Origin of the sequence: Gordonia sp. (in: high G+C Gram-positive bacteria), assembly GCF_047602025.1 — a bacterium.
In the GTDB taxonomy this organism is placed as follows: domain Bacteria; phylum Actinomycetota; class Actinomycetes; order Mycobacteriales; family Mycobacteriaceae; genus Gordonia.
In genome coordinates, this window is record NZ_JASGII010000001.1 from 2,257,579 (window position 1) to 2,284,288 (window position 26,710).

Below are 26,710 nucleotides of genomic sequence, written 5' to 3' on the forward strand. Positions count from 1 at the left end.
CAGGTTCAAGCGGTCGATGCTACCGAGCGCGCGTCACGTTCCGGTCACCGCGGTCATTCGGGTTTGCTGTGAGTTCGTCCAGCGCGTCGCGGATCTGCGGGCCGATGACCGCGAATCCGTCGGCGGTGCCCAGCACGCCGTGCTCGGCCTCGACGTCGACGACGGTCAGCCGGCCGGTCAGGTGCGCCCGCCAGAAGTCGATGAACCGCTGCGGGTCGATCTTGCCGCGCAGTGCGTTGACGAAGAGCACCTCGCCGTCGAACACACCGGGTTCGTAGACCGGCAGCAGGGCGGGACCGGCGTCGAGCGCGTCGACCATGCGCCGCATCTGGTCCGGCGAGGCGGCGCCGGCCGCGGCGAACTGTGCGGCGATGGTGTCTTCCTTGGCCGTCTCCGGATCGAGGTCGAGGCTGCCGCCGTCGGCCATCGCCGCGATGGCGCGACGCTGATCGGCGACGACGGCGTCGTGCTCCTCGCGCGACACCTCGTCGCTGTAGGCCGATCCGGCCGCCGGGTCCATGAGGCCGAGGAAGGCGACCTCCTCGCCCGCGGCGCGCAGGCGGGTGGCGATCTCGAAGGCGATGACGCCGCCGAGCGACCAGCCGAGCAAGTGGTACGGCCCCTCGGGCGCGATGGCCTTGATCTCGGCCAGGTACCGCTCGGCGAAGGCCTCGATGCTGTCCAGGCGCTCCTCCCCCGCGACGACGGCGGGGTCTTGCAGGCCGTAGACCGGGCGGCCCGGCAGGTGCGGCACGAGTTCGCCGTAGGCCCACGCCAGGCCGTCGGCGGGGTGGATGCAGAACAGGGGCGCCTCGTCGCCGCTCGGGCGCAGGGGGATCACGACGCCGCTGGTGCGCAGGTCGTCGCGGATCGCCTCGGCCAAGCCGCGGACCGTCGGGAAGGCGAAGAGGCGCGGCACGTCGACGGGGGTGCCACCGTCGGTCAGCCGCGCGGCCAGGCGCATGGCCGAGAGGGAGTTGCCGCCGAGGTCGAAGAAGGATTCGGTGACGCCGACCTGCTCGACGCCCAGCACGTCGGCGAAGACCGCCGCGATCGTCTCCTCGGTGACACCGACGGGTGCGACGTACTCGCCGCCGCCGGCGAGTGAACCCAGATCGGGGGCGGGCAGGGACTTGCGGTCGAGCTTGCCCGACGACCCGAGGACAACGTCTTCCAGCGGCTGCCACACGGTGGGTCGCATGAACTCGGGCAACACCTCGGCCACGTGTTCCTGGACCGCCGCCAGGTCCACCGATGCCGGTGCCACATAGCCGACCAGGAACTCCCCACCACCGGGCGCGGTCGCGACACTGGCGGCTGCGTGCACCACACCCGGCGCCCCGGCGATCGCCGCCTCGATCTCGCCCAGCTCGATGCGCTGACCGCGCAACTTCACCTGGAAATCGCTGCGACCCAAGTACTCCAGCTCACCAGCGGTGTTCCACCGCACCACATCACCGGTGCGATACAGGCGCGCTCCCGCCTGACCGTACGGATCGGCGATGAACCGCTCGGCGGTCAACCTCGCCTGCCCGGCGTACCCGCGCGCGACCTGGATACCGCCCAAGTACAGCTCGCCGGCCACGCCCACCGGTACCGGCGCAAGGCGGTCATCAAGCACATAGGTCGTCGTGTTCGCCACCGGCACACCGATCGTCACCTCGGCATCACCGGGCTCGACCGTCGCCGCGGTGACGTCGACGGCGGCCTCGGTCGGGCCGTACAGGTTTACCAACGACACCGCCGGCACCTGGGCGAGGACCTGCTGGGCGATCGCCGGGGCCAGGGCCTCACCAGAGGTGAACACATGCCGCAACGACGACAACCCCGCCAACCGCTCACCCAGCACATCGGCGAACACCGACAACATCGACGGCACGAAATGGATCACCGACACCGATTCCTGCTCGATCAACCCCGCCAAATACCCCGGATCACGATGCCCATCAGGCTTGGCCACCACCAACGGCGCACCAATGATGAAAGGCAGGAACAACTCCCACACCGACACATCGAACGTGTACGGCGTCTTCTGCACAAACCGCTCACCGCCATCGAGCCCGTAATCAGCGGCCATCCACGCCAGACGATTGCGCACCGCCACATGCGACACCGTCACACCCTTCGGCGTCCCCGTCGAACCCGACGTGAACAGCGTGTACAACGCCGAATCCGGCCGAATCGGCCCCAACCGCTCACCATCGGAGATCGCGGGGGTGGCCACAGCCACCTCGGCGCCGGCATCCACCGGAACCAGCCGCACACCCTCGACACGGGCCACCGCATCCGGCCGCGGACCGGCCGCCACCAGGACGACCTCGGCACCGACGGCCTCGATCACCGTCGCCACCCGCTGGACCGGCGTCGCGACATCGATCGGCACGTACTGACCACCCGCCGCCGCAACCGCATGCAGAGCCACCAGCAGCTCGACGCTGCGGTCGATGCACACGCCGACCGCCACATCCGGCCCCACACCCAAATCGATCAACTCGCGCGCCAACACCGCCACCCGCGCACCGAACTCGCCGTAGGACACCTCGCGCCCCTCGAACACCAGGGCCGTCGCCTCCGGCGTCCGCGCCACCTGCTCGGCCACCGCATCGGCGATCGAACCAGCCGGCACCACCGCAACCGGGCCCCTCGACCGCGCCAACACCGCATCGCGGGCGTCGGCGTCGAGCAGCGACACCTCGGCCGCGGGCGTGTCGGGGCGCTCGGCCAGGACGGTGAGGATGCGCAGGAGCATGGCGCCGAAGTCGGCGACCTCGTCGCCGGTGAAGGCGTCGGGCAGGTACTTGAGGTTCACGGTCAGCGCACCGGCGTCACCGGCGGTGATCATGTTGAGCGGGTAGTGGGTGGCGTCGCTGAACTCGGCATCCTCGATGCCCAGGCCGTCGCCACCGTCGTCGCCACCCTCGGCCAGCGAGTCGGCGTCGACCGGGTACGACTCGTGCACGACGAGGGTGTCGAAGCCGATATCGCCCGCGACCGCGGCGATCTCCGGCAGGCCGATGTGGTGGTAATCCAGCAGCGCGACCTTGTCCTCCTGGAGGCGCTGGAGGATGTCCGAGAGCGAGCGCGCGGGGTCGACGTCGACGACGACCGGCAGCGTGTTGATGAACAGGCCGACGACCGATTCGACGCCGTCGAGGTCGGCGGGTCGGCCGGAGACGGTCTCGCCGAAGGTGACGACGCGGTTGCCGGTGCGGCGGGACAGGAACACCGCCCACGCGAGCTGCAGGACCGTCGAGACGGTGACGCCGTGGTCGCGGGCGACGCGGTCCAGGCGGGCGGCGAGCGCCGGATCCACCGGTACCGGCAGGGTCTCGGGCAGTCCGTCGGGCTCGACCTCGGCACCGGGGGCGATGAGCGTCGGGCCCTCTACCGGGGCCAACACCGTCCGCCAGGTGTCCAGGCCGCGTTCGGTGTCGCGCTGGTCGATCGCCTCGAGGTAGGTCCGGAATCCCGCCGCGCCCGGGGCGCGCGGGGTGAAGGTCGATCCGGTGGCATACAGCGCCATCAGGTCGGCCAGGACCAGCGGCGACGACCAGCCGTCGATCACCAGGTGGTGGGCGACGACGAGGATGTCGGTGCCGGTGGCGCGGCGGACGACCACGAAGCGCAGCAGCGGCGCCCCGGCGAGGTCGAACGGCTTGACCGTCTCGCGCGCGACGAGGCCGCGGACGTAGCGGCGGGCGGTGTCGTCGTCGAGGTGGCCCAGGTCGACGAACTTCCACGCGGGCGCGACCTCGTCGGCGACGACGGCGACCTGCTCGCCGCTCGCGGTGGTGAGGAACGCCGACCGCAGCACCGGGTGGGCGTCGAGGAGGCCCTGCCCGGCGGCGCGGAGTCGGTCGAAGTCGATCTCGCCGCGCAAGCGCAGCAGCGCGGTGATCACATAGACGTCGGGCGCGCCGGTCGAGGCGGCCATGAGCGAGTGGAAGTAGAGGCCGCGCTGCAGCGGGGAGAGACCCCACACGTCCGCTCCCGGATGTGTGCGGGCGATGGCGTCCAGGTCGGCCTGGGTGACCCGCGCGCCAGGCACGTCCGACGGCGACAGGCCGGTATCGCCGTCCGCGACCGCCGCCGCGAGGGCGCGCAGCTCGGTCTGCCAGCGCACGGCCAGGTCTTCGGCGTCGGCGCGGCTCAACCACGCCCACGGGTAGCGGATGTCGGCGCTGATGACCGGGCCGTCGGGCGAGGAGCCCGCGACGACGTTGATGGTCAGCGGACTCATCATCCCGACCGACCCCGATACGCTGCCGGGCAGCGCCGGCGCTTCCGGGTCGGGCGTCATGGCACCGGCTTCCCCGGTCACGGGCGCGGTGCGGGCGCCGAGGTAGTTGAAGGTGATCGACGGCAGCGGTCGGCGGGCCAGTGCCGAGACGCGCGCGTAGCGCAGCAGCCCGTAGCCCAGGCCGTGGCCGGGTTGGGCGAGGCGCTCCTCCTTGGCGGACTTCACGGCACCGACGACGTCGTCGGCCGCGTCGACGCGCAGCGGTGCGATGCTGGTGAACCAGCCGACGGTGCGCGCCAGATCGGCGCGGTGCGGGTCGTCGCCGGTTTCCAGCACGTCCTCGTAGCGACCGTGGCCCTCGGACAGGACGGTGACGGGTGCGGCGTCGGCGATGCCGCGGGCTTCCTGCCACGACCGGACGGCGCGAGCCAACGCTCCCAGCAGCACGTCGCCGGTGTTGGCGCGCAGGCTCTCGGGAACGCTGGTGAGCAGGGCGGCGGCGACGTCGTCGGCGATGGTGGCCTCGATCGCCTCGGTCTGCCGCCAGCGCGTCGTCCCGCCGGGCAGGCCCAGGTCGGTGACCTGTTCGGGCGAGCGCTCGCGCCAGTAGTCGAGTTCGGCGGCCGCGGCGGAGCGTCGCGCGTCCATCGCGGTGTACCAGGCGCGCGCCGAGGTGGCCTCGCGACGCAATTCGATCGGTGCGCCGCCCGACAACTGGGTCCAGCCGACGAACAGGTCCTCGACGAGCATCGGCCAGGTCACCGCGTCGACGGCCAGGTGGTGACCGACCACGACGACGCGGGCTCCCCCGCCGCCGTGAACCAGCACGACCTGCAGCAATCGGCCCCGCGCGGGATCCAGGCGCCCGGCGGCCGTGGCGTGGGCGGCCTCGACGGCGCGCTCGAACTCGGGGGTGCCCGGCTCGGCGACGACCTCGCGCATGGCGACCGCGTCGTCGGCGTCGAAGGGGTCGCCGACGGTCAGGGTCCACTCGCCCGCGGTGTCGGGCGCCAGGCGGGCGCTGAGCATCGGGTGCTCCTCGGCGACCGCGGCCACCAGTCGGCGCAGGTGGTCGGGCGTGAGTCCGGCGGGGGCGATCAGGACGATGGACTGGTTGAAGTCGTCGTAGTCGCCGGCCTCGATCATCCAGCGCACCACCGGCGGGATCGGGGCGTCGCCGACCGGGCCGCCGTCGGGCTCGGGCAGCATCGGCAGCTGCTCGCCGCCGGCGTGGATCGCGGCGGCCATGCCGCGGACGGTGCGGTGGGTGAAGATGTCGCGCGGTGTGAGCGTCAATCCACTGCCGCGGGCCGCCGACGCCAACTGGATCGACATGATCGAGTCGCCGCCGAGGGAGAAGAAGTCGTCGTCGAGGCCGAGACGCTCGATGCCCAGCAGCGAGCCGATCGTCGCGGCGAGGGTCCGCTCCGTGGCGGTCTGCGGGGCGACGTACTCACCGGCCAGCGAGTCGAAGTCGGGTTCCGGCAGCGCTTTGCGGTCCAGTTTGCCGCTCGTGCCGAGGACGACGTCGTCCAGCAGCGTCCACACGCTCGGGCGCATGTACTCGGGCACCCGGGCGGCCACCGTGGCGGCGACCTCGTCGACGTCGACGTCGGCGGGCGAGAGGTAGCCGACGAGGAACTCGCCGCCGCCGGGGGCGGTCGCCACCGTCGCCGCGGCGTGCACGACGCCCGGTGCGGCGGTCATGGCCGCCTCGATCTCGCCGAGCTCGATGCGCTGGCCGCGCAGCTTGACCTGGAAGTCGGTGCGGCCGAGGTATTCGATCTCGCCCGCCCGGTTGCGACGCACCAGGTCACCGGTGCGGTACAGCCGCGACCCGGGCTCGCCGTACGGGTCGGCGACGAACCGCTCGGCGGTCAGCTTCGCCTGCGCGGCATAACCGCGGGCGATCTGGACCCCGCCCAGGTACAGCTCGCCGGCCACCCCGTCGGGCACCGGCCGCAGTCGCGCATCGAGGATCTGCAGCGAGGTGTTCCACACCGGGCGGCCGATGGTCACCGGATCGGGCACGTCGGAGACATCGCTCCAACTGACCTCGACCGCCGCTTCGGTGGGACCGAACAGGTTGTGGACGGCTGTCGTGGGCAGCAGCGAGCGGGCGGCGGCCACCTGCGCGGTGGTCAGCGCCTCACCGGAGGCGAAGAGCCACTTGAGCGAGGTGAGCGCCGCCAGTCGCTCGGCGTCGACGACCTCGAGGAACACCGCGAGCATCGACGGCACGAAGTGCACCGACGTGGCCTGCGAGCGTTCCAACAGGTCGAGCAGGTAGTCGGGGTCGCGGTGCCCGTCCGGTTCGGCGACGATGACGGTCGCACCGGCGATCAGCGGACCGAACAGCTCGGGTACCGACACGTCGAAGGTGAACGGCGTCTTGAGGATGATCCGGTCACCGGCCGACCATCCGAATTCGGCCAGGCCCCACCGCAGCCGGTTGAGCACCGCGGCGTGCGAGACGGTCACCCCCTTGGGAGTTCCCGTCGAGCCGGAGGTGAACAGCGTGTAGGCCGCGTTGACCGGTCGCAGCGGCGAGGTGCGATCGGCATCGGTGACCGGCTTCGACTCGGGCGTCTCACCGCCGGTGTCGACGACGGTCCGCCGGACGTCGACACCGGCCAAGGCGCCCGGGTCGCGCTGAGCCGCCGACACCAGCACCCGGCCGATGGCCGCGGTGTCGATCATCGTCGCGGCGCGATCGGCCGGCGTCTCGGTATCGATCGGCACATACTGACCGCCCGCGGCGGTCACCGCGTGGATCGCGACGACCAGGTCCACCCCGCGCGGCATGCAGATGCCGACCGCCCGCTCCGGACCGACACCGGCGGCGATCAACTCACGGGCCAGCGCGTTCACGCGGGCACCGAACTCCGCGTAGGAGACGGTCCGATCGCCGAACACCAGCGCCGTGGCCTCCGGCGTCTGTGCGATCTGCGCGGCCACCGCATCGGCAAGGGTCTCCGGTTCGAGCGCAACGCTGCGGCCCCACGCCCCGCGCGCGATCGCCTTGGCGTCGGCCGCGGTGAGCAGCGGCGCATCGCCGACGGCGGTCGCGGGCGCGGCGGTCAGCTCGGCCAGCAGGCGGACGAACCGCTCGGCGAACCCGTCGGCGGTCGACTCGTCGAACAGGTCGACGGCGAACACCAGCGAACCGGTCCACTGCTGGCCGTCGGGCGCCGGGGAGACGACCATCTGGAGGTCGACCTGCGCCGGGGTCTGCGGCATCGGCACCTCGTCGACGGCAAGGTCCGGGGTGCGCAGCCCGCCGGCGCTGCTGGCGAGTGGGTCGAAGGACAGCATGACCTGGGCGAGCGGGGCGAACGCCTCGCTGCGCACCGGGTCGACCGCGTCGACGACCGCTTCGAAGGGGACGTCGGCGTTGGCGAAGGCGTCCAGGTCGGTCTCGCGCAGGTGCCGCAGGACGTCGACGAAGGAGTCGCCCGGGCGGAAGCGGCTGCGCAGCACGAGGGTGTTGACGAACATGCCGACCAGCGGATCGAGTTCGCGCTGGCCACGGCCGGCGACGGGGGTCGAGACGGTGATGTCGTCGGTGGCCGACAGCCGTGCGAGCAGCACCGCGAGCGCGGCGTGCAGCACCATGAACGGGGTCGCGCCCTCGCGGCCGGCGAGGTCGGCGACGCGGTCGGCGATGGCCGGGTCGATGGTGAAGTCGACGCTGGCGCCGCGCCCGGAGGCGACCGGCGGGCGCGGGCGGTCGGTGGGCAGTTCCAGCACGTCGGGGGCGTCGCCGAGCTGGCGGCGCCAGTACTCGAGCTGCCGTCCCGCGACGGTGTCCGGGTCGTCGGGGTCGCCCAGGACCTCGCTCTGCCACACCGCGTAATCGGCGAACTGGACCTCCAGCGGCGTGAAGGCGGGGGCGGACCCGGCGGCGCGCGCGGCGTAGGCGGTGATCAGGTCGGTGAGCAGCGGGCCCACCGATTCGCCGTCGGCGGCGATGTGGTGCAGCACGACCGCCAGGATGTGGACGTCGGGCGCCTCCGCCCACACGCGAGCGCGGATCGGCCACTGCGCGGCGACGTCGAAGCCGCCCATCACGGCGGCGTCCAGTTCGTCGCGGGTGTCGACAACGGCCCAGTCCAGCCGCTCGGGCACCTCGCGGGCGTCGGCGATCGACTGGTACGGCTTGCCGGCGACGTCGGGGAAGGTCGTGCGCAGCACTTCGTGGCGCTGGACCACGTCGACGAGGGCGGCGCGCAGCGCCGCCGTGTCGAGCTTCCCGGTCAGCTTGAGCACGAACGGGATGTTGTAGGTCGGCGACGCGGCGTCGAAGGTGTTGATGAACCACATGCGGCGCTGCGCGAAGGACAGCGGGATCCGCGGCGGTCGCGGGTCGGCGGCCGTGACCGGCGGGAGTGCGGCGCCGCGTCCGCTGATCGCCGCGGCGAGCTCGCGGACCGTCGGCGCGTCGAAGACGTCCCGGACCGACACCTCGACACCGCTGGACTCGGCCACCCGGGTGACCAGGCGCATCGCGGACAGCGAGTTGCCGCCGGCGTCGAAGAAGGACTCGGTGGCGCCGACGCGGTCGACGCCCAGGATCTCGGCGAAAGCCGCGGCAATGGCCGTCTCCGCCGGGCCCTGCGGTTCGATGTACTCGCCGACGACGGCTTCGGGCGCGGGCAGCGCGGCGGTGTCGAACTTGCCGACCGGGGTCCGCGGCATCGCGTCGAGGACCGTGATCGTCGACGGCACCATGAAAGCGGGCAGGCGGCGGGCGGCGAACGCGCGCAGCGCGGCGGTATCGAGCGACGGGTCGGCCACGACGTATCCCGCCAGCGCGGTGACGGTGCCGCCGCTGACCCGCGTGCCGTGCTCGTCGAGCCCAACGACGGCCGCCGATTCGACGTCCGGGTGGTTGGCGAGCACCGATTCGATCTCGCCGAGTTCGATGCGCAGGCCGCGCATCTTCACCTGGTTGTCGCTGCGGCCGACGTATTCGAGGATGTACCGGTCGCCCACCTCTCGCCAGCGGACGACGTCGCCGGTGCGGTACATCCGCGCGCCGGGCTTGCCGAGGCCGCCGGGCGCAGCCACGAAGCGCGACGCGGTCAACCGCAGGTCGCGGGCGTAGCCGCGCGAGAGCGCGGGGCCGAGGACGTAGAGCTCGCCGAGGACGCCCGCGGGAACCGGCTGCAGGTTCGCGTCGAGGACCACCAGGCCGACGCCCCCGATCGGCGTGCCGAGGTAGACCGGCTCCCCCGCCGCCATCGGCTCGCTGATGGTGATGCCGATGGTCGTCTCGGTCGGGCCGTAGAGGTTGTGCACGGCGGTGTGTTGCGACCAGCGGTCGACCAGGACCGCGGGCACCGCTTCGCCACCGAGGGCGAGGTCGCGCAGGTCCGGCAGCTCCCCCGGCTCGACGGTGGCCAGGACCGATGGCGTGAGGAAGGTGTGGCTGACGCGGTGCCGGCGCATGAACGCGGCCAGTTCGGTACCGCCGACGGCATCGGCCGGGCGGTAGGCCAGGGTGCCGCCGGCGACGACGGCGAGCAGGTATTCGAGCACCGACGCGTCAAAGCTCGGCGAGGCGAAGCCCAGGACGACCGGCGTCTTGTTCGCGTTCAGGCGCATGCGCTCCTGGCGGGCGAAGTTGAGGAGGCCGGTGTGGGTGACGGCGACGCCCTTGGGCCGCCCGGTCGAGCCGGACGTGAAGATCATGTAGGCGAGGTTCTCCGGCGCGACGGGCTTCTGCTCGGTCTCGCCGAGCGGTGCGCCGCTGTTCGCAGCCAGCTCGAAGGCCACGTTCTTCTCGTCGAGCGGGCTCCACTTCACGATCCCGGTCGGCAGGCCGTCGGCGACGGCGGTCGTGGTCAAGCCGTGGACCGCACCGCTGTCCTCGACCATGGCGGCGACGCGGTCGGCCGGGTACTCCGGGTCGATCGGGACGTAGCCCGCGCCGGTCTTCGCCACCGCCCAGATGGCGGTGAGCAGTTCCACCGAGCGGGTCAGCGCGAGGGCGACGGTGGCCTCGGGGCCGGCGCCGCGGGCCAGCAACCAGCGGGCGAGACGGTTGGAGCGCTCGTCGAGTTCGGCATAGGTCAGCGACGCGCCTGAACCATCGACGACCGCCGTGCGGCCGGGCCAGCGACGGGCGGCGTCGGCGAAGATGTCGCGCAGCACGACCGGTTTGGCGGGGCGGCCGCCGGTGGCCGGCAGCAGCGCAGCGCGCTGGTCGGCGGGCATGAGGTCGATGCGGGCGACGCTCGACTCGGGATCGTCGACGCCGGCCCGCAGCACGCGCAGCAGGGCGTCGGCGAATCCCCGCATCGTCGCCGGATCGAACAGGTCGGTGGCGTAGTCGAGCCAGCCGGTCCACGCACCGTCTTCACCGGCGCCGATGCCGACGGTGAGGTCGACGCGGGCGGGAACCTCGCCGGTGTCGACCGGGGTGACGCTGACCCCGGTGTCGCCGAGGGCGAAGCCGGCGTGGGCGGTGAGCGACTCGGTGAAGCTCAGCAGCACCTGCGCCAGTGGTTCGAACGCGGTCGACCGGACCGGGTCGAGCGCTTCGACCAGCGTCTCGAAGGGGAGGTCGGCGTGATCGAAGGCGGCGGTGTCGGTGTCGCGGGCCTCGTCGACCAGGTCGCTCAGCGAGGCATCCGGGCGCACCCGGGTGCGCAGCACGAGGGTGTTGACGAACATGCCGACCAGCGGGTCGAGGACCTCCTGGCCGCGGCCGGCGATCGGTGTGCCGATGGCGATGTCGTCGGTGCCGGTCAGGCGCGCGAGCAGGGCGGCCAGCGCGGCGTGCACGACCATGAACGAGGTGGCCCCGCGACTGTGCGCCAGGTTCTCGACCGCCTCGACCAGGTCGGCGGGCACCGTGAACTCGACGCGGTCGCCGATGCCGGTGGACACCGGTGGCCGCGGCCGGTCGGTGGGCAGTTCGAGCAGGTCGGGCAGGCCGGTGAGCTGCTCGGTCCAGTACGCCAACTGTTTCCCGACCACCGACGCCGGGTCGTCGGGCGAGCCGAGCACCTCGTGCTGCCAGATAGCGAAGTCGGCGAACTGCACGGGCAGCGGCGGCAGACCTGGCGCCGATCCCGCGGACCGCGCGGCGTAGGCGGCGACGAGGTCGCCGACCAGTGGCGCGATCGACTCGCCGTCGGCGGCGATGTGGTGCAGCACTACCGCGAGCACGTACTCGCCGTCGGCGGCCCGCCACAGACGGGCACGGATGGGCCACTGGGTCGCGAGGTCGAAGCCGGCGGTCACCGCTGCCGCGAGTTCCGCTTCGTCATCGACGATCGCCCAGTCGAGCTCGTCGGCGACCCGGTCCGGTGCGGCGATGAGCTGGCACGGCGTCCCGTCGATCTCGGCGAACGTCGTGCGCAGGACTTCGTGGCGCACGACCGTGTCGATGAGCGCCGCGTGCAGCGACTCGACGTCGAGGTCACCGGTCAGGCGCAGGACGGCCGGGATGTTGTACGCCGACGACGTTGCGTCGAAGCGGTTGATGAACCACATCCGCTGTTGGGCGAACGACAGCGGAATCGATTCGGGCCGCGGCGACACCGCGGTGATGGGCGCCAGCCCGGGCGCGCGGTCGGCGGAGAGTTTCACCAGGTCGCGGACCGTGGGCGCGTCGAAGAGGTCGCGCGCGGACAGGTCGACGTCGAGGGCCTCGCCGGCCCGGGCGACCACGCGCATCGCCGACAGCGAGTTGCCGCCGGAGTCGAAGAAGGATTCGGTGACCGACATCTGCTCGAGGCCCAGGACCTCGGCGAACACGGCGGCCACCGCCTCTTCGGCCGGGTCGGCGGGCGGGGTGTACTCGGCGGGCGCCGCGTCGAAGTCGGCCGCCGGCAGGGCCTTGCGGTCGAGCTTGCCGTTGGCGGTCAGCGGCAGCCGGTCGAGGGTCATCACCAGGTCGGGGACCATGTAGCGCGGCACCGACGCGGCGGCCGTCTCGCGGACCTGCTGCGGATCGAGGTCGCCGTCGGCGGTGATGTAGCCGATCAACAGATCGCCGCGGACCGGATCGGTGACGACGTTGGCCGCCGCGCCGCGCACACCGGGCACCCCCAGCAGCGCGGCCTCGACCTCGCCGTATTCGATGCGGAATCCGCGCAACTGCACCTGGCCGTCGGCGCGGCCCAGGTATTCGACGTCGTCGCCGCGGCGTCGCGCCAGGTCACCGGTCCGGTAGAGGCGCGAACCGGGGTCGGCGTCGTACGGGTTGGCGACGAAGCGAGTGGCGGTCAGGCCCGGCTGGTTCAGGTAGCCCTGCGCCAGCTGGACGCCGGAGACGTACATCTCCCCGACGACGCCGTCGGGGACCGGGCGCAGCCGGTCGTCGAGGACGTGCACCGCGAGCGACGAGAGCGGGCGCCCGATGAAGGACGGGTCGATGGCCGAGACCGCGGCGCGCTCGATCGGCCGGTAGGTGACGTGCACGGTCGTCTCGGTGATGCCGTACATGTTGACCAGCCGGGCGGGATCGTCCGGGTTCTCGTCGAACCAGCGGCGCACCTGCTCGAAGCGCAGCTCCTCGCCGCCGAAGACGATGTACCGCAGGCTCAGGTCGCCGGGGTTGCCCGCCCGCGCGTCGATGAACTGGTAGAACGCCGACGGCGTCAGGCTCAGCACGGTGACCCGCTCGTCGACGAGGAGGTCGACGAAGGCGTCCGCGTCGCGGGCCAGATCGCGGTCGACGATGACGACGGTCGCACCGGAGCGCAGCGGGCCCCACATCTCCCACACCGCGAAGTCGAACGCGTAGGAGTGGAACAGGGTCCACACGTCGTCCGGACGGAAGTCGAAGTCCTGGGCGCACGCAGCCATCAGAGCGACCACGTCGGCATGGGTGACCTCGACGCCCTTCGGCTTGCCGGTCGAACCGGACGTGTAGATGACGTAGGCGCGCGACGCATCGGGGATCGCGATGGACGGCGGCGCCTGGCCGGTGTGCTCGACGATCAGCGCGTCGACCTCCAGGGCCTGCGCCGACACCCCGTCGGCAGTCCACAATTCGTGGTCGGCGGTGGTCGGGTCGACGACGACGAACGCGGCGGCGGCGTCGCCGAGGATGTAGCCGAGGCGGTCGACCGGGTTGGTGAGGTCCAGCGGAAGGTAGGCCGCGCCCGTCTTCAGGATGCCGAGCAGCGCCGAGACGAGGTCAGTCGAGCGGGCGGTGGCCAGACCGACGAGGTCGCCCGGGCGCACCCCGGCGTCAACCAGGCCCGCGGCGACCGCGTTCGCGCGGGCGTCGAGCTGCGCGTAGGTCAGCTCCTCCCCGCCGGCGCGCACCGCGACGGACTCGGGGTGCGCGGCGGCACTGGCCGCGAACAGGTCGACGAGCGACCCGGTGGCATCGGTGGGCCGCACCGGGGCCGGCAGCGCCGCGAGGAGCTGCTTGTCGGCGTCCGCGAGCAGGTCGACGTCACCGATGGCCAGCGCGGGGTCGGCGGTCAGCGCGTCCAGCACGTCGACCAGCCGCTCGCCCAGTCCGGCGATCCGCGGTGCGTCGAACAGATCGGTCGCATAGACCAGCGACCCGCGCCAGGCGCTGTCGCGGTCGGCGGCGATGTCGACGTAGACGCCGAGGTCGTACTGTGCCGGGACCTCGTCGATATCCGCGAGCTCCAGGTGCAGGCCGTCGACGTCGACGTCCAGGGTCGCGGCCGACCCCTCCGTCACCGTGAGGACGACCTGGGCGAGCGGGCCGAATGCCTCGCTGCGCACCGGGTCGACCGCTTCGACGACGGCCTCGAAGGGGGCGTCGGCGTGCGCGTAGGCCGCCAGGTCGACGCGCTTGACCTCGGCGAGCAGTTCCGTGAAGGACTCGCCCGGATCCGCCTGGGTCCGCAGCACGAGCGTGTTGACGAACATGCCGACCAGCGGGTCCAGGACCTGCTGGCCGCGACCGGCGATCGGGGTACCGATGCTGACGTCGTCGGTGGCGCCGAGGCGGCCGAGGAGCACTGCAAGGCCGGCGTGCAAGACCATGAACGGCGTGACGCCGCGCTGGTGCGCCACCTCGCGGATGCGCGCGGTGACCGCGTCGGGGATCTCGAAGTCGACGGTCGCGCCCCGGTGCGAGGCCACCGGCGGGCGCGGGCGATCGGCGGGCAGTTCCAACACGTCGGGGGCGCCACCGAGTTGCTTGCGCCAATAGGCGAGTTGGTCGGCGATCACGCTGTCGGGATCGTCGGCCGCACCGAGGGTCGCGTGCTGCCAGAGCGCGAAGTCGGCGACCTGCACCTCGAGCGGCGTGTACTCCGGAGCGGCGCCCGCGCGGCGGGCCCCGTACGCCGCGATGAGGTCGGCGACCAGCGGGGTCATCGATTCACCGTCGGCGGCGATGTGGTGCGCGACGACGGCCAACAGGTGCTCGCCGTCGGCACCCTCGTACAGACGCACCCGCAGCGGCCAATCCCGGGTGACGTCGAAACCGGCGGTCACCGCCTCCTGCAGGTCGACGGGCGAATCGACGGTCGCCCAGTCGAGCGCCGCCGCAGCCTCCTCGGCGGGGTGGATCACCTGGTGGGGCACGCCGTCGGTCGACGGGAACGTGGTGCGCAGGACCTCGTGCCGTCCCACGACGTCGGCCATCGCCGCGCGCAGCGCGGCGGCGTCGAGCTCGCCGCGCAACCGCAGCAGCACCGGGATGTTGTAGGTCGGCGCCCCCGGGTCGAACCGGTTGATGAACCACATGCGCTGCTGGGCGAAGGTTAGGGGGATCTGCTCGGGACGCGGGTCTGCCGCGGTGATCGGCGCGAGCGCCGAACCGGCCGAATCAGCGGCCGCGACGAGGTCGCGGACGGTCGGCGCGTCGAAGAGCTCGCGCACCGACAGCTCGGCGCCCAGTTCCTCGCCGACGCGGGCGACCACGCGCATCGCCGACAGCGACGTGCCGCCGATGTCGAAGAAGGAGTCGGTGACGCCCACCCGGTCGACGCCGAGGATGTCGGCGAAGATCTCGGCGACCGCATCCTCGGCCGGCGTCTCCGGCGCGACGTACTCCCCCGCCAGGTCGTCGAACTCGGGCTCGGGCAGGGCGCGACGGTCCAGTTTGCCGGCGCTGCCGAGCTGCACGTCGTCGAGCAGCATCCACAGGCTGGGCCGCATGTACTCGGGCAGGGCGGCGGCCACGTGGGCCTTCACCGCGTCCAGGTCGACATCCGCCGGGGCCACATAGGCGACGAGGAACTCGCCGCCACCGGGCGCCGCGGCGACGGTGGCGGCGGTGTGGACGACACCGGAGGCGCCGGCGACGACCGATTCGATCTCGCCGAGCTCGATGCGTTGGCCGCGCAGCTTCACCTGGAAGTCGGTGCGGCCCAGGTACTCGATGGCGCCGGCGGGGTTCCAGCGCACCAGGTCACCGGTGCGGTACAGCCGGTCGCCGGGCTCGCCGAAGGGATCGGCGACGAATCGCTCGGCGGTCAGCCCGGTCTGCCGGGCGTAGCCGCGCGCAACCTGGACCCCGCCGAGGTACAGCTCTCCGGGGGTGCCGGGCGGGACGAGCTGCAGCCGGTCGTCGAGGACATACGCCGTGGTGCCGGGCACCGGGGAGCCGATCGGCACCCCGGCATCGCCGCGGTCGACCTCGGCGACGATGACCTCGACGGCGGCCTCGGTGGGCCCGTACAGGTTGAACAACCGGGCACCGGCGAAGTGGTCGAGCAGCTGCTGGGCCACCGGCGGCGGCAGGGCCTCGCCGGAGGCGAACACCATCTGGACCGACGACAGTTCACGGATCCGATCGCCGAGAACGTCGAGGAACGCGGCGGCCATCGACGGGACGAAGTGCACGACGGTGATCTGCTCGCGCTTGATCAGATCGTGCAGGTAGGCGGGGTCGCCGTGGCGGCCCGGCGCGGCGATGACGAGCGTCGCGCCCAGCACCATCGGCAGGAAGAGTTCGGGCACCGAGACGTCGAAGGTGATCGGAGTCTTCTGCAGGAAGACGTCGGTCTCGTCGAGCGATGCCCAGTCGCGCATCCAGGCGAGACGGTTGACGATCGCACCGTGCTCGACGGTGACGCCCTTCGGTTCGCCGGTGGAGCCGGAGGTGAACAGCGTGTAGGCCGCGTGCTGCGGCAGCAGCGGGCTCCGGCGCTCGGCATCGGCGATCGGCGGGGTGCCTGTGTCGACCGGCTCGTCACACCGGACGAACAACCGGTCGACGCCGGACTCCCCCAGCGCCCCCGGTGCCGGGCCGTCCGGCACGAGCGCGAGGCCGACCTGCGCGGTGGTCAGCATGCGGGCGGTGCGGTCGGCAGGCGCGTCGACGTCGATGGGGACGAACTGTCCGCCCGCGGCGACGACGGCGTGCAGGGCGACCAAGAGTTCGACCGAGCGCGGGATCACCACGGCCACGGCGACCTCGGGGCCGATGCCGCGGGCGATCAGGTCGCGGGCCAACACGGCGACGCGGGCGTCGAACTCGTCGCGGGGCACGCGGCGGTCGCCGAAGACCAGGGCCGGCGGCTGCGCCATCGTCACCTCTGCTCCCGTCGCCGTGTCGGTCGGACTCGTGCGCGTCATCGGACCAGCTCCGGAATGGTTCCGGGCGCCGTGGGCCGCTGGGCCCCCGACGACCAGCCGAGCACCAGGTCGCGCTGGCCGTCGTCGAGGAGCGGTGCTGCCGATACCGGTTCGCCCGGCGCGGCGATGAGCGCGTCGAGCACCGCCGCGAATCGACTACTCAGCGTAGCGACCGTGGCCTCGTCGTACAGGTCGGTCGCGTAGGAGATTGCCAGCGTCCAGTCCTGCCCGGGCCGGATGCGGACGTCGAAGGTGAGGTCGAGCTGCGCCGGGACGACCGGCGGCGGCACCACGGCCACCGACAGGCCCTCGACACCGAGGTCGACGTCGTCGGTCGGGGCGTAGTCCACCGACAGCATCACCTGGGTCAGCGGGGTGAACGATTGCGAGCGAACCGGGTTCAGTCGCTCGACCAACGCCTCGAACGGGACGTCGGCCTGGGCGAAGGCCTCCAGGTCGACCCCGCGGACTTCGGCGAGCAGGTCGTCAAAGGTCTGGTCCGACGTCACCTCGGTGCGCAGGACCAGGGTGTTGACGAACATGCCGATAACCGGGTCCAGCACCTGCTGGCCGCGCCCGGCGGTCGGCGTGGCGACGGCGATGTCCGCGGTGGCGCTGAGCCGGGCCACCAGCACGGCGAGCGCGGCGTGCACGACCATGAACGGCGTGACGCCGCGAGCCTTGGCGAGCTCCTGGATACGTACGCCCAGTTCGGCCGGCAGGTCGCGCTCGACGGTGGCGCCGCGGTGCGAGGCGACCGGCGGCCGCGGTCGGTCGGTGGGGATCTCGACGAGTTCGGGCAGGCCGCCGAGCGTCTTCTCCCAGTGGTCGAGCTGGCGGCCGACCACCGATTCGGCATCGGACGGGTCGCCGAGCACGCGGCGCTGCCACAGCGCGTAGTCGGCGGACTGAACGGCCAGCGGAGCGAATTCGGGTTCGTGTCCGGCGGCGCGCGCACCGTAGGCGACGATCATGTCCGCGAGCAGCGGCGTCATCGACTCGCCGTCGCCGGCGATGTGGTGGATGACCGCGACGAGGACCCATTCGTCGGGCCCGGCCTGCCACAGGCGGACGCGGAAGGCGGGGCGCGCGGTGACGTCGAATCCGGCGCCGGCGGCCGCGACGAGCGCGGCCTCGTCGTCGACGACCGCCCAGTCCGGCTGCGCCTCGGGCGAGCCGGCGGCGTGCACGACCTGGACGGGCTCCCCGTCGACGGCCGGGAAGGTGGTCCGCAGGCTCTCGTGGCGCGCGACCAGATCGCCGACGGCTGCGTGCAGCGCGTCGACGTCGAGGTCGCCGGTCAGCCGCAGCGCGATCGGGATGTTGTAGGTGGGCAGGTCGGGTTCGAGGCGGTTGATGAACCACATCCGCTGCTGGGCGTAGGACAGCGGGATCTGCTCCGGCCGCGGAGACACCGCGGTGATCGCCTCCAGCGCGCTGCCGCGGCCCGCTGCGACGGCGGCGAGCTCGCGCACCGTGGGGGCGTCGAAGAGCTCGCGCACCGAGAGTTCGACGCCGAGCGCCTCACCGGCCCGGGCGACCACGCGCATCGCCGAGAGCGAGTTGCCGCCGATGTCGAAGAACGACTCGGTCGCGCCGACCCGGTCCACGCCGAGTACGTCGGCGAACACGGCGGCGACGGCTTCTTCGGCCTCCCCCTCGGGGGCGACGTACTCACCGGCGGCCGCGAAGTCCGGGTCGGGCAGGGCCTTGCGGTCGATCTTGCCGGCCGAGCCGAGCGGCATCTCCGGGAGCTCCACCCAGGCGGAGGGGCACATGTAGGCGATCAGGTGGTCGGCGGCATAGCGGCGGATCGCGTCGAGGTCGAGGGCCTGCTCGCCGCCGGTGACATAACCGACGAGGGCGTCGCCGCCCGGCCCCGGTCGGACGACGGCCGCGGCGCTCACCACGCCGGGCGCCTGGGCGAGCACGGCCTCGATCTCCTCGAGTTCGATCCGCTGGCCGCGCAGCTTCACCTGGTAGTCGGCGCGGCCGACGTAATCGAGGTCGCCGGTCGCGGTGCGCCGCACCAGGTCACCGGTGCGGTAGAGCACCGAGCCGGGCTCGCCGTAGGGGTCGGGGACGAATCGCTCCGCGGTCAACCGCGCCTGCGCGGCATAGCCGCGGGCCAGCTGGGCGCCGCCGAGGTAGAGCTCGCCGACCACGCCGTCGGGCACCACGTGAAGGCGCGAGTCGAGGACGAGCGCCGCGGTGTTCCACACCGGAGTTCCGATGAGCGGTCGCTCCGGGTCGGTGACCAGATGGTTGAGGACGAAGTTGGTCGCCTCCGTCGGGCCGTATTGGTTGACCAGGCGGGTGTCGGGCAGCACCTCGGCCGCCCGCTTCGCCATGGTCACCGGCAACGCCTCGCCGCCGGTCATCATGCCGTGCAGTTGCGAATCGGCGAGGACCGCGGCGAGTTCGTCGCTGTCGAGCATCATCGACCAGACCGCGGGCACGGCGTCGACCATCTCGATGCCCTCGGCCCTGATCAGCCGGGCCAGGTAGTCGACGTCGCGGTGGCCGCCGGGCGCCGCGATGGCGACCCGGGCGCCGACGGCGACGCCCCAGAAGATCTCGACCACGCACGGGTCGAAGGTGTACGGCGTCTTCACCAGCGTCACCCGCGCCGAGCCCTGCACCCGCGTGGAGCTGATGTACTCCAGATGGGCCGCGAGCGCACGGTGGGTCACCGTGACGCCCTTGGGCAGCCCGGTCGAGCCCGAGGTGAACATGGTGTAGATCGCGTTGTCGGGCAGCAGCTCGCCGCGGCGCTCGGCCGGCGCGATCGGCGGGACGGCGGGGTCGACGGCGGCCGTGGCGTCCGCCGTCACGACGGTCAGCCGCTTGACGATCTCGGTCGCCGCGGCCGGCACTTGCCCGGCGGCGACCAGCACGACCGAAGCATCGGTGAGCGAGACCATGGAGTCGACCCGCTCGTGCGGTGTCGTCGGGTCGATCGGCACGTACTGCCCGCCGGCCGCGACGACCGCGTGCAGCGCGATCATCATCTCCAGCGAGCGGTCGATGCAGACCGCGACGGTCGTCTCGGGGCCGATGTCGGCCGCAATCAACTCGCGGGCGAGGGTTGCGACTCGAGCGCCGAACTCGCGGTAGGTCAACTCGTTGCCCGCGAAGGTGAGCGCGACCTCGTCGGGGGTACGCGCGACCTGGGCCGCCACCAGGTCGGCCACCGTCGTGGGCGTGAGGTCGACGCGGCGCCCGTTCGACCGGGCGAGTGCGGCATCGTGCTCGCCGGCATCGAGTAGCGGCGCGTCGCCGATCGCCCCGGCCGGGTCGGCGGTGGCCGCGCCGAGGAAGTCGATGAACCGGCGGCCGATGGCCCGTGCCGTCGCCTCGTCGAACAGGTCGACGGCATAGGAGACGTCGGCGGACCAGTCGCCGTCGGCCGACGTCGCGACGGTGAATGTGAGGTCGAGTTGCTCGGGCAGCGACACCGGCTCGGTACCGGCCAGGCGGAGCCCCGCGACGTCGAAGGCGTCGGCGTTCGCCGTTGCGCCGGGGTTGAACGAGAGCATCACCTGCGACAGGGCCGCGAAGGCCTCCGAGCGGACCGGGTTGACCGCGTCGATGACCGCTTCGAACGGGACGTCGGCGTGCTCGAACGCGGCGAGGTCGTCGCCGCGCACCTTCGCGACCAGCGCTTCGAAACTCTCTCCGACATCGACCTTGGTGCGCAGCAGCAGGGTGTTGACGAACATGCCGACGAGGGGGTCGAGCACCGCCTGGCCGCGGCCGGCGGTCGGCGTGGAGACCACGACGTCGTCCGTGTCCGCGAGCCGGGCGAGGACGGCGGCCAGCGCGGCGTGGACGACCATGAACGGCGACGCGCCCGTCCGATCGGCCAGCGCGAGCACCTGCCGTCCGGTCGCCGCGGGGATCGACAGTCTGGTCTGGGCGCCGCGCTGCGACGCCACCGCCGGCCGCGGCCGGTCGGTGGGGAGCTCGAGCACCGGTGGTGATCCGGCGAGGGTGTCGGTCCAGTACGCCAGTTGGCGCCCGACGACCGAGTCGGGATCCTCCGGCGAGCCGAGAACCTCGTGCTGCCAGATCGCGTAGTCGGCGAACTGCACCGGGAGCGGCTCGAACTCCGGTGCGGCGCCCGCGACGCGGGCCGCATAGGCGGTGATCAAGTCGGTGATCAGCGGCGGCAGCGACTCGCCATCGGCGGCGATGTGCTGCACGACGACGGCCAGCAGGTGCTCGGTGTCCGACGACGACCACAGCCGCAGGCGCAGCGGCCACTGCGTCGTGAGGTCGAAGCCCTCCGTCACGACCGCGTCGAGGTCGTCGCGGGTCGGCACGACCGCCCAGTCCAGGCGGTCGGCCACCTCGTCGGCCGGGCTGACCAGTTGGTACGGCTCACCGTCGGCGACGGGGAACACTGACCGCAGCACCTCGTGCCGTGCCGTCACGTCGACCATGGCCTCGCGGAGCGCGTCGACGTCGAGCGGACCGGTCAGGCGCAGAACGGTGGGGATGTTGTAGGCGGCCGAGCCCTCCTCGAACCGGTTGATGAACCAGATTCGCTGCTGGGCGAAGGACAGCGGGATCCGCTCCGGGCGCGGCTCGACGCGGACGACCGGCGCCAGTGCCTCGCCTCGGTCGCCGGCCGCCTCGGCGAGCGCGCGAACCGACGGCGCGTCGAAGACGTCGCGGACGGTGACCGCCGCACCGAGCGCCTCGGCGGCCCGCGCCGCGAGCCGCGTCGCGAGGAGGGAGTTGCCGCCGAGGTCGAAGAAGCTGGCCGTCGCCGACACCTCGTCCACCTCGAGGACGTCGGCGAACACCGCCGCCACCGCGCGTTCGGCCGCGGTGGCCGGGGGCACGAACTCGCCGACCTCGACCACCGGTTCGGGCAGGGCCCGCAGATCGGTCTTGCCCACCGGCGTCAGCGGCACTTCGTCGATGACCACGACGTGCGAGGGCACCATGTGGGCCGCGAGTCGGGTCGCGGCCTGCGCGGTCAACTCCTCGCGGTCGAGCGCGGCACCGGATTCGGCGACCACGTAGGCGACGACCTGGGTGTGCTCGCGACCGCCCTGGTCGGACTTGCGGCCGATCACGACGGCCTGGGCGACACCCGGCTGGTCGATGAAGACCGCCTCGATCTCGCCCAGCTCGACGCGCTGGCCGTTGATCTTGACCTGGTGGTCGGCGCGGCCGGCGAACTCGAGGTCCCCCGCCGCGGTGATGCGGACCAAGTCGCCGGTCGCGTACATCCGTGCGCCGGGGGCGCCGTACGGGTCGGCGACGAAACTCGTCGCCGTCAGCCCCGGCTGGCCGACGTAGCCGCGGGCGAGTCCCGCCGCCGACAGGAACAACTCGCCGGTGACTCCCTGTGGCGCCTGGTGGAGCCGCGGGTCCAGGACACGGGCGGTGAACCCGCCGATGGCGCGGCCGATGGTGACCGGCTTGCCCGGCAGCATCCGGGCACGCGTCGCCCACACGGTCGTCTCGGACGGCCCGTAGAAGTTGAACAGCCGCCGACCGCGTGCCGACCAGCGTTCGACCAGATCCGGCGGGCAGGCCTCGCCGGCCGTCGCCAGGTTCCGCAGCGCTCCGGCGCGGTCGGGGTCGAGTGTGGCGAGCACCGACGGGGTGATCACCATGTCGGTGACCCCGTCCCGGTCGAGCACGGTGTCGAGGGCCTCGCCCGCGAAGTCGGCGTGCGCGGCGATGACCAGGGTGTGGCCGGCGCTGATCGCCCAACACATCTCGAAGAACGAGGCGTCGAAGCTCGGGGAGGCGACGTGCAGGACGCGGGTGTCGGGGTCGTCCTCGCGCGACCCGGTCACCTTCTGGTAGTTCGCGACGAGATCGGCGATGCCCGCGTTCGAGACCGCGACGCCCTTCGGCCAGCCGGTCGAGCCGGATGTGTAGATCACGTAGGCCAGGTTGGCCAGGCGCACCGGGCCGTTGCGCTCGGCGGCGGCGATCGGCGCACCCGACGATGCTTCGGCGGCCAGCTCGTCCAGGTTGACCCACTGCGCCGCCGACTCTCCCAACCGTTCGCGCGTGTCGGGCTTGGTGATGCCGAACCGCACCGCCGAGTCGGCGAGCATGTAGGCGATGCGGTCATCGGGGTAGGCGGGGTCGATCGACAGGTAGGCGGCGCCGGTCTTGATGACGCCCCAGATGGCGACCACCGAGTCGATGGAGCGCTCGAGGCCGACGGCCACGGTGTCATCCGGCGCAACACCCCGGGCCAGCAGCGCGCGGGCGACGGTGTTGGTCCGCTCTTCGAACTCGGCGTAGGTCAGCTCGGCGCCGTCGCACACCAGGGCGGGGTGGGTCGGGTCGAGGTCGCGCCGGGCGAGCACGTCCAGGAGCGTGCCGGGCTCGACCTCGCCATCGCTGCCCGTCGCGGTCGGCGCCGGGGTGGGTTCGGCGACGGTGGGAGCCGCCGCTGGCCCGACTGCGGCGGGGGCGGCGCCGAGCTCGATGTCGCCGATGGCGACGGACTGGTCGGCGGTCAGCTCCCGCAGGATCTGGAGGTAGGCCCGGCTGAAGCGTTCGACCGTGCCGCGCTCGTAAAGCGCCGTGGCGTAGAGGAACTCCACTCGCAGCGGCGAATCCTCGGTCTTGCCGTGCGCGAGGACCATCAGGTCGAATTTCGCCTCGTGGCCGGTGATCTCGATCGGTTCGGCGTGCATGCCGGCGACGTCGATCGGCTTCTCGCCGGGTCCCGGCTCGGCATAGGTGAACGCGATCTGCGCCAACGGCGAGTACGCGGTGGACCGCGGCGGCGACAGGACCTCGACGAGGTCGTCGAATTGCACGGCGACGTTGTCGAACGCGTCGAGGACGTCGTCGCGCACGCCGTGGATCAGGTCGTCGACGGTCCGCCCGGCCTCGGTGGCGGTCCGCAGCACCAACGTGTTGACGAACATTCCGGCCAGCGGTTCGACGGCCGGCGTGAGGCGACCGGCCGCGGGGCTGGCGATCACCGTGTCGGCGGTCGCGCCCAGCCGGGACACCAGCACGGCGAGCGCGGCGTACGTGACCATGAACGGAGTGACCTCGTAGGCGCGGCAGAGGTCCATGATCTGCGCGGTGAGATCGTCGTCGACGTCCACGGTGACCATGTCGCCGGCGCTGTCGAACACCGGCGGCCGCGGTCGGTCCATCGGCAGTTCGGTGAGCACCGGCAGGCCGGCGAGCTTGTTCTTCCAGTACGCCATCTGGGTGCCGAGGACGGTGTCCGGCTCGTCGACGCGGCCCAGCTCGGCGCGCTCCCAGATGGCGTAGTCCGCGTACTGGACGGTCAACCCCGCGGCGGCGGGCAGCGCCGGGTCGCGCCGCCGCGCGTAGGCGCTCAGGATGTCGGCGAGCAGCACCCCGATGGACTCGCCGTCGAACGCGACGTGGTGGACGACGAGGGCGAGTTCGCCGGTTCCGTCGTCGGCGATGCTCAACCGGCCGCGCAGCGGCAGGTCCGTGGTGACGTCGAAGCCGCTGTCGCCGGCCGCCGCGAGCTCGTCGCGCGACGACACGCGCGCCCAGTCGAACCGATCGCGCGCCTCGTCGACGTCGAGCACGTGCTGGTACGGGGTGCCGTCGACGGCCGGGTAGACGGTGCGCAGCACCTCGTGCCGCTCGATCGCGTCGCCGATCGCCCCTTCCAGTGCGTCGACATCGACGTCGCCGGAGAGCCGGGCGGCCATGACGATGTTGTAGATCGCCGACTCGACGTCGAACTGGTTGAGGAACCACATGCGCTGCTGCGCGTAGGACAGCGGCACCCGTTCCGGCCGCGGTTCGGCGGGCAGCAGCGGCGGCAACCCCGGGGCGTGGTGCGCCGCGCCCACGGCCAAGTCGCGGACCGTGGGGGCGTCGAACAGGTCGCGCATGGTGAGGTCGACGCCGAGCGCCTCGCCGCAGCGCGCCACCACGCGCGCGGCGAGCAGCGAGTTGCCGCCGAGGTCGAAGAAGGACTCGATGACGCTGATCTCGTCGACGCCGAGAACGTCGGCGAAGATCTCGGCGAGCTTGGCCTCGGCCTCGTCGGCCGGGGCGACGTATTCGGCCTGCGCCTCGATGACCGGCTCGGGCAGCTGTTTGCGGTCGAGCTTGCCGCTGACGTTGAGCGGCAGGTGCTCGAGGGAGACGATGAGGTCCGGGACCATGTAGTCGGGGACCTTGCCGGCCGCGGCCTTCTTCACCTCGGCCGGATCGAGTTCGCTGCCGTCGGCGTTCACCCCGACGACGTACCCGACCAGCAGGTCGGGGAACCCGGGGCGCTCCTTGATGGCGGCGGCGGCCTCGTTGACGCCGGCGGCGGCGAGCAGGCCGGCTTCGACTTCGCCGAGCTCGATGCGGTAGCCGCGCAGCTTGACCTGGTTGTCGGCGCGGCCGAGGAACTCGAGGCTGCCGTCGCGGAACATCGCGACGTCGCCGGACTGGTACATCCGCTCGCCGGGGCCGCCGAAGGGGTTGGCGACGAACCGGGTCGCGTTGAGGCCGAACCGGCCCGCATATCCGCGCGCCAGCTGCTCACCGGCCAGGTACAGGTCGCCGCGCGCACCCTCGGGCACCGGTTTGAGTCGGGAGTCGAGCACGTACAGCTGCGATCCGGGCAGGGCGAAGCCGACGTCGCTGGCCGCGGTCGCCGCGACGAACTCGGGCGTGAGCCGACGGCGCGTCAGGTAGACCGTGGCCTCGGTCGGCCCGTACATGTTGTTGAGCTCGGGGCCGTCGTTCCCGTCGAACTCCTGGCGGTCGGCGTACCACCGTCGCACCTGTTCGAAGTCGAGGGCCTCGCCGACGAGGATCATCGTGTGCACGCTCGGTGAGAGCCGGCCCGTGGCGGGCGGGCGGATCGCACCGGCGAGCTGGTAGAACGCCGACGGTGTGATGTTGATGATGGTGACCTGCTGCTGCGCGAGCACCTCGACGAATTTCTCCGGCGTGCGGGTGGTGAGGTAGTCGAGCACGACCAGACGCCCACCGACGGCGAGCGACACCCAGATCTCACCGACGGACACGTCGAAGGCGTAGGACTGGAACATCGACCAGACGTCGTCGACGCCGTAGTCGTACTCCCGGCCCATCGCGGCGAGCAGCACGATGACGTCGGCATGGGTGACGACGACGCCCTTCGGCGTGCCGGTCGAGCCCGATGTGTACATCACGTAGGCGGGGTGGCGCCCGTCGACGCGCGCGGGGATGCGGTCCACCGGGCCGCCGGCGGTCAGGCACTCGGCGACGGTCGTGAAGCGGGTGTCCAGGTCGCTCCAGGCCACCGCGGTCTCGGCGTCGGTGATGGTGACGACCGGGCGGGCGTCGTCGACGATCGCGGCCAACCGGTCGACCGGGTGGGTGCGGTCCAACGGCAGGTAGGCGGCACCCGACTTGGTGACGCCGAGAAGCGCGATGATCAGGTCGGCGTCGCGCTCGAGCGCCACGCCGATCCGCTGCTCTGGTCCGGCACCCACCGCAATGAGGGCGGCGGCCACCGCATCGGACTTGGCGTCGAGCTCGCGGTAGGTCAACGAACGGCCCGCACCGTCGACGACGGCGATCGCGTCGGCCCGGTGCTTCGCCGAGACGCGGAAGAGACCGGGAAGCGACCCCAGGTCGCCCGACCCGATGATGTCCAGCGCGGCGGCACGGATCTGCCCGGTGGCCTCCTGCGCCGCCGCGGCCAGTTCTTGCGGTGACAGGTCGGGACTGCGAAGAGCACCTGCCACCGCGGCGCCAACAGCGGCCTCTGCGTCGACGCCCTGCGCGGCAAGGGCCTGCGTCATCACCTTCACCTGCGCGGCCAGGGCGCCAAAGCCGACCGGCCCCGCCGCGGCTGTGAGGGCGGGGCGGTCCGGATCGAGAACCGCGGCCAAGGCGATCAGGTCACCGGTCCCCGGCTGGGCAGACCAAACCCGTGGCAGCGCAGCGCAGTACTCGTCCGTCGTCACCATGCGG

Annotated in this window: 2 protein-coding genes; both read right to left on the reverse strand. The window is 72.3% G+C overall.

The window, feature by feature from the left end; all coding sequences use genetic code 11:
* Window positions 1–19 precede the first annotated feature (19 nt).
* On the reverse strand, window positions 20–16,768 hold the full coding sequence (locus tag QM728_RS11375) for a non-ribosomal peptide synthase/polyketide synthase (RefSeq protein ID WP_415032120.1): 16,749 nt from the start codon (window positions 16,766–16,768) through the stop codon (window positions 20–22).
* Complete coding sequence (locus QM728_RS11380; protein WP_415032121.1) at window positions 16,765–26,706, reverse strand: amino acid adenylation domain-containing protein; 9,942 nt, start codon at window positions 26,704–26,706, stop codon at window positions 16,765–16,767. The genes QM728_RS11375 and QM728_RS11380 overlap by 4 nt, the downstream gene beginning before the upstream one ends.
* Between the last annotated feature and the right edge of the window lie 4 nt (window positions 26,707–26,710).

Bases quoted from the DNA above. Each gene is read 5' to 3' on its own strand.
- QM728_RS11375 (WP_415032120.1), bottom strand. From the start codon at position 16,768: ATGACGCGCACGAGTCCGACCGACACGGCGACGGGAGCAGAGGTGACG.
- QM728_RS11380 (WP_415032121.1), bottom strand. From the start codon at position 26,706: ATGGTGACGACGGACGAGTACTGCGCTGCGCTGCCACGGGTTTGGTCT.